This window comes from Moorena sp. SIO4G3, assembly GCF_010692305.1.
Classification (GTDB): domain Bacteria; phylum Cyanobacteriota; class Cyanobacteriia; order Cyanobacteriales; family Coleofasciculaceae; genus Moorena; species Moorena producens_A.
Window position 1 is genome coordinate 1 of the sequence record NZ_JAAHIG010000485.1, and the last position, 5,915, is coordinate 5,915.

Below are 5,915 nucleotides of genomic sequence, written 5' to 3' on the forward strand. Positions count from 1 at the left end.
TTCTAAAATCAGTTCTAGGTCATGGGAGGAAATCAGTATTGTCTCCTCGGACCGTTTCAAAAAGCTAATCAAGCGACGCCGGGAACGAAGGTCAAGATTGGCACTGGGTTCATCGTACAGCACTAGGGATGGACCCATGGCTAAAACCCCTGCGATCGCTACCATACACTTCTGACCCCCAGACAGGTTGTGGGGAACTCGAGCCGCTAAGTGTTCCACACCCGTCAGGGATAGGGCTTGTTGAACTCGCTGTTCAACGTCAACCGCTGGTAACCCCATATTCTCTGGTCCAAACGCTACGTCATCCCAGACCGAGGGGGAAAATAACTGGTCATCGGGATTCTGAAACACCAGACCAATTTCTGGGCGAAACTCACCCGCTACCACTGGTTTGCCAAATAACAGCATCCCTCTTGCCCTAGTTGGTTTTAAAACGCCGCAGATGGTCAGAAATAGGGTAGTTTTACCAGCACCATTCGGCCCAATCAAACCTATCCGTTCCCCTGGCTTAATGGTGAGATTGATATTCCGTAAACTATCCGGTTGGTCTGGGTAGGAAAAATACAGACTATCAATGGCAAGGGCGTAGTGTAACGAAGTAGATGACTGATAGGGTTCAATGTAATCTTCTCGGTAAAAAAATTCTTGTTTTTGCTGGGTCACGGTAAAAGTCTGAAGGATGAAGTCTGTTCGCGTAGCGTGGCCGTTCGCGCAGCGTGGCCTACGGCCTTAAGGCCAAGAATGAAGTCGTTTCGCCTGATAGCGTTCGCTGTAGGCTAGGAAAAATTCTCAGCCATATTAATTACGGCTCATCACTTATAGTCGGGGTGAGGGAATTTTGTTAAGTGTTAATTTAAGTGTTAATTTTATTTAATTTAAATTAACAAAACTCCAACCCAAACCCTAAACTTATAAGTCATTAACCGGAATCAATATTACCTTGATTTGATGACCATTAATTAGTCATCATTGATTAGTCTGAATTCGCTTCGGTCATGCTTCTGTTAACATAATTTCTGCGATCACAAATCCTACTGAAATCAAGCTAGTGAGTCCCAAAGCAATGTAGTGGTGGAAACCAGCAGTATTTGTACTAGACGACCTACGCTTTCCCCTAGGAAGGGGTAATGAAAAGCTCTGTGTTCTAGTCCCTATTGTCACACCAGAACTCTCAGAAACCATAAATTGAGAGGTGTTACTATACCCTCGTAAAATCATCGCTTGATAGACTTGCTGGGATTGCTGGTAACTGCGTACCAAAAGTGTTCCGGTTAGGGAAGCTAAAACTCTAAGGTTACGGTAACTACGGGCGAAGAATTCCAGTAACGAAGCAACTGGGTGACCTCCAAATTCCTGCCATGAAAGCTTTGGTCCTTTGCCACGAAAACCTCGCAGCTGCATTGCCCGCTTCATTTTAGCTAGGTCGTTACTAAATTGCTCAATATAGCGGTAAGACAACAGAGTCATATCCGCAACCAGTGAGGGCAGACCAAGCGATCGCATAGCTTTGATGTTGGTCAAAAAGGGTGCGGTCCCAAATAAAATCACACTAATGGTGAGAATACATAAGAAACGGGTGGCAATCAGCACTAGGGTTAGCAGTCCTTCCTGCCGCAGGGCGATTGGACCAAGCTGGATGATCACGGTAGTGCCTACTGTGAAGGGGAGTAGCAATGTAATCCCTAACAGAAACAATCCCGGATAGCGCAACCGATTCAACAGAAAAGACAGTGGCAGGCGAGAGACTCGATAAAAAATTAGGGTCAGAGCTACCATCGGTGGTAGCACTATCAAATGCTGTACAAAGGAAAACGCGAAAATTAGGGTCAATAGGGCAATTAGCTTGGCACGAGGTTCCCAACTGTGGATGGGGGAGTCCAAGTGAGCGTAGGCATCAAGTCCATGTTTCATTTAGTCATTGATTGTAATTGGTGATTGCTCATTGGGTCTAATCAACATAGGAGCCATAGGTTCTATCGCTCCACTTCACCTTTGATACTTCATACTTGATACTTCACCCTTCATCCTTCATCTTTTCTCTATGACCTATGACTGGCTTCTTTGATAGTCTTGGTTTTTTGTCTAGCGATAGTAAAAACGCTTTTCACAGAACAATCTTCTGTTATATAATACCCAGACTACCGGTAATAATAGGATTCTTCTTCCATCTTGGTTATTTAATTTCCTTGACATTGGTTGATATTGACATCATAACGGGTTAAAACCGTGTTTATTATGTGGTTATCCCAGGGCCAAAGGGTTAACACCACGTTGACCTTAACCCTGTCAACAGACTCCTAAATCCGGCAGGCTCTTCTTAACAACTGTGGGTTTACTTCAATTTTTAATTTCGCGCCTTTCTGTTGGTGCGCTTTCCAGTGGGGGTTTGAACCTCGCGCCTTGTCGCACCGCAACCATCATACTTTGATTGATTAGTTTGGTGGTGGCAAAACCCTACAAAAATTCTGTTGTTTCGGTATGAAGCTCGAATGGCAACCCAAATATAAAGCGATGCAGAGGTTCGACCCGTGGCGAATTTTCGCCTAGGTCAAGGGCACCTAAGCGGTCTTGGGGAGCCAGTGCCGACCTGTGGGGGTCTCCCCCATGAGCAACTGGCTTGGTTTCCACGGGGCTGGAGAGCGATGCAGAGGTGCGACCCGTGGCGAATTTAATTCGCCAACGGAAAACGCACCATTACCGACCTGTGGGGGTTACCCCCATGAGCGACTGCATCAAGACAGGTGCGGACGCAGGTTCCGCACACAGACCCATGGGCCATGAGCGACTGCATTAAGACAGTTAGTTTTTCATAACTTTACATTGCCTTCATATTACCACAGGATTTTGCCTGGATATAGCGACCCTGCCATCTAGATCGCTAACTCTCCCTGGAAGATTTTTTAGGTTTAGAGGATTATGGTTCAAAATTTAGCCCCAATTTCTTCTCAGCAGCTGAGGGATACCCTAGGGCATTCCTTTAATGATGCCGAATTTTCCCGGATTCTCAAACAGATAAAATTTATCGAACCCAAAGTCGGCCAGTTTTGGCAAGCTGAACAGGCGGAAGCTGGTATTTATATCGTGATTACCGGCAAGGTTAGATTACTCAACAGTGCTGGGGAAAAATTTGCCACCTTGACAGAGGGAGACTCGTTTGGGGAATCGACCTTTTTTCCCGATGCATCCTTTTCGCCTTACTCAGCGAGGGCTTCTCGGAATCTTCAGCTTTGCTATCTCACCCCTGAATTGTTGTTTCCACTAATTAGCAAATATCCTAACATCCGAGACCATCTGTATGATCTCGCCCGTAGGCAAAATTCAGTACTGGTTGACTCCGACACCCAGCCCACTCCATCACCCCAACCCATCAGCCCATCACCTCCTCCCCCATCCACACCTGCCAAAACGATTAGTAAAGCCTATTTTCCCAATCCTAATCAACGAGTGGGACATTTGTGGCAACGGGTAATCCGACGCTATCCATATTTTGCCCAGCAGAGTGGTTCTGACTGTGGTGCCGCCTGTTTGGTAATGGTATCTCGCTATTGGGGTAAACGGTTTAGTGTCAATCGTTTGCGAGATATCGCTAATGTAGACCGTAATGGTGCATCACTGCGGGGATTATCAGCAGCAGCAGAAAGTATTGGCTTTTCTACTCGTCCGGTTAAAGCTAGTCTTGACCAGCTAGCCAAACAAAAACTACCAGCCATTGTTCACTGGGAAGGTAAACATTATATTGTTGTTTATCAAATAACCAAAAAGTCCGTTATTGTTGCTGACCCAGCCCTTGGTCAACGTACCCTCAGCCACCAGCAATTTAAAGCAGATTGGAGCGGTTATGCACTGCTGCTACAACCGACTGCGTTACTCAAGGATGCTAAAGAGACCACTACTACCTTCTGGCAATTCTTTGAGTTAATGAAACCCCATGGGGTAGTGGTGCTCGAAGTGTTTATCGCTTCCTTATTTATCCAGATATTTGGATTAATTACACCTCTATTTACCCAGCTAATTTTAGACCGAGTCGTGGTGCAGCGCTCTGGGCTAACCTTAATGGCGGTAGGGTTAGGGCTACTGATGTTTAGCCTATTTCGAGTCGCGATGATGGGATTGCGGCAATATCTACTAGACCACACGGCTAATAAAGTAGATGCAGCGCTGATTGTAGGATTTATTCGCCATACACTGCGGTTGCCTCTTTCGTTTTTCGAGTCCCGCTATGTTGGTGACATTATATCACGAGTCCAGGAAAACCGCAAGATTGAGCAGTTCCTGACCGGTGAAGCCTTATCAATTCTGCTGGATTTAGTAACGGTATTTATCTATGTAGGATTGATGTTTTGGTACAGTTGGAAAATGGCGTTATTGGCCTTAGTGATTGTGCCGCCATTTTTCCTACTAGCCTTAATCGCGACACCATTTTTACGGAGGATTTCCCGGGAAATATTTCAGGCTTACGCCAAAGAGAATAGCTATCTGATTGAAACCCTTTCTGGTGTCCGAACGGTAAAATCAACAGCAGTAGAACAAACAGTACGTTGGCATTGGGAGGAGTTATTAAATAAAGAGATAAAACAGGGATTTACTGGGCAAGTTATCAGCAATCGCCTCCAAATTTTTAGCAATGCTATTGAAGCCGTGGCCACAACAGCCCTACTCTGGTATGGAGCGTGGTTAGTAATTCAAAATCAGCTAACGATTGGGCAATTAGTGGCCTTTAATATGCTGCTAGGAAATGTGATTACTCCCTTCCAGCGGTTAACCGTGTTATGGAATGAATTCCAGGAAGTAGTTATTGCTATGGAACGGATTAATGATGTGTTGGATGCGAAACCAGAGGAAGATTTGCAGCAGCAGGCTCGTCAATCGTTACCCCCAATTAAAGGTCACATTTGCTTTGATAAGGTAACGTTTCGCTATCACCCAGAAAGTGAGATAAATGTACTGGAAAATCTTTCCTTTGAAGTGAAACCAGGACAAATGGTAGCCCTAGTGGGACGCAGTGGGTCTGGGAAAACCACGATTTCTAAATTGATATTGGGATTGTATCCTCCTACGGATGGTAAAGTCTTAATTGATCAACTCGATATTACCAGTTTGTCCTTAGGGTCTTTGCGATCGCAAGTGGGAGTAGTAGACCAAGATACGTTTTTGTTTGGTGCAACCATTCGGGAAAATATTAGCTTAGGTCATCCCGCTGCTAGTTTAGACGAGATTATGGAAGCAGCACGATTAGCGGGTGCTGATGAATTTATTAAACAGTTGCCCATGGGCTATGAAACCCAGATTGGGGAAGGGGGAGGAATGTTGTCTGGTGGACAACGGCAACGGATTGCGATCGCAAGAGCTTTATTAGGGAATCCTAAGTTATTAGTTTTAGATGAAGCCACCTCCCATTTAGATGCCGAATCCGAACGGATTATTCAGAATAATTTAAATCAGATTCTCAAAGGGAGGACAACATTAGTCATTGCTCATCGCTTATCTACAGTCCGCAATGCGGATTTAATTTTAGTGATGGATAGAGGAGTATTGATTGAGAGAGGAACCCATAAAGAGTTAATGGCAAAACGGGGACATTATTATTATCTGAATCAACAGCAATTTAAGGCTGATGAAATTGAGTGATGAGTTATATAGCAATTCTCTCTCCCATGAAGGACAAAGGGATCCCCCGTTGGTCCCCCTTATTAAGGGGGACTTTCAGGCTGATCAGCGTACCTCATAAATGCAATAAACGCTATCAAATAACGTCTAACAGTTTTGACCAATAACTAATCACTAGTTACCTACTCCCTACTCCCTACTCCCTACTCCCTACTCCCTACTCCCTACTCCCTACTCCCTACTCCCTACTCCCTACTCCCTACTCCCTACTCCCTACTCCCTACTCCCTACTCCCTACTCCCTACTCC

4 protein-coding genes are annotated in these 5,915 nt (G+C 45.1%); 1 reads left to right on the forward strand and 3 read right to left on the reverse strand.

Annotated elements, in window-relative coordinates; all coding sequences use genetic code 11:
- The 3 genes from F6J99_RS40700 to F6J99_RS40710 all read right to left on the reverse strand — a co-directional run.
- Positions 1-663 (reverse strand): ABC transporter ATP-binding protein (locus F6J99_RS40700; protein WP_293122026.1); only part of this gene is annotated, 663 nt, incomplete at its 3' end.
- A gap of 330 nt (positions 664-993) precedes the next feature.
- Positions 994-1,911 carry a cobalt ECF transporter T component CbiQ gene (cbiQ, locus tag F6J99_RS40705; protein ID WP_293122029.1) on the reverse strand — a complete coding sequence of 306 codons (918 nt, stop codon included), beginning with the start codon at positions 1,909-1,911 and terminating at the stop codon, positions 994-996.
- 543 nt (positions 1,912-2,454) lie between these two features.
- Positions 2,455-2,628 (reverse strand): hypothetical protein, encoded by a 174-nt coding sequence (locus F6J99_RS40710; RefSeq protein WP_293122031.1) that lies wholly within the window; start codon positions 2,626-2,628, stop codon positions 2,455-2,457.
- Between the two features lie 288 nt (positions 2,629-2,916).
- On the opposite strand from F6J99_RS40710, the gene F6J99_RS40715 reads away from it, so the two are divergent.
- The gene (locus F6J99_RS40715; RefSeq protein WP_293122034.1) at positions 2,917-5,628 is read left to right on the forward strand and encodes a peptidase domain-containing ABC transporter; all 2,712 of its coding nucleotides are present in this window, start codon (positions 2,917-2,919) and stop codon (positions 5,626-5,628) included.
- Positions 5,629-5,915 lie beyond the last annotated feature (287 nt).

Bases quoted from the DNA above. Each gene is read 5' to 3' on its own strand.
- cbiQ (WP_293122029.1), bottom strand. From the start codon at position 1,911: ATGAAACATGGACTTGATGCCTACGCTCACTTGGACTCCCCCATCCAC.
- F6J99_RS40715 (WP_293122034.1), top strand. From the start codon at position 2,917: ATGGTTCAAAATTTAGCCCCAATTTCTTCTCAGCAGCTGAGGGATACC.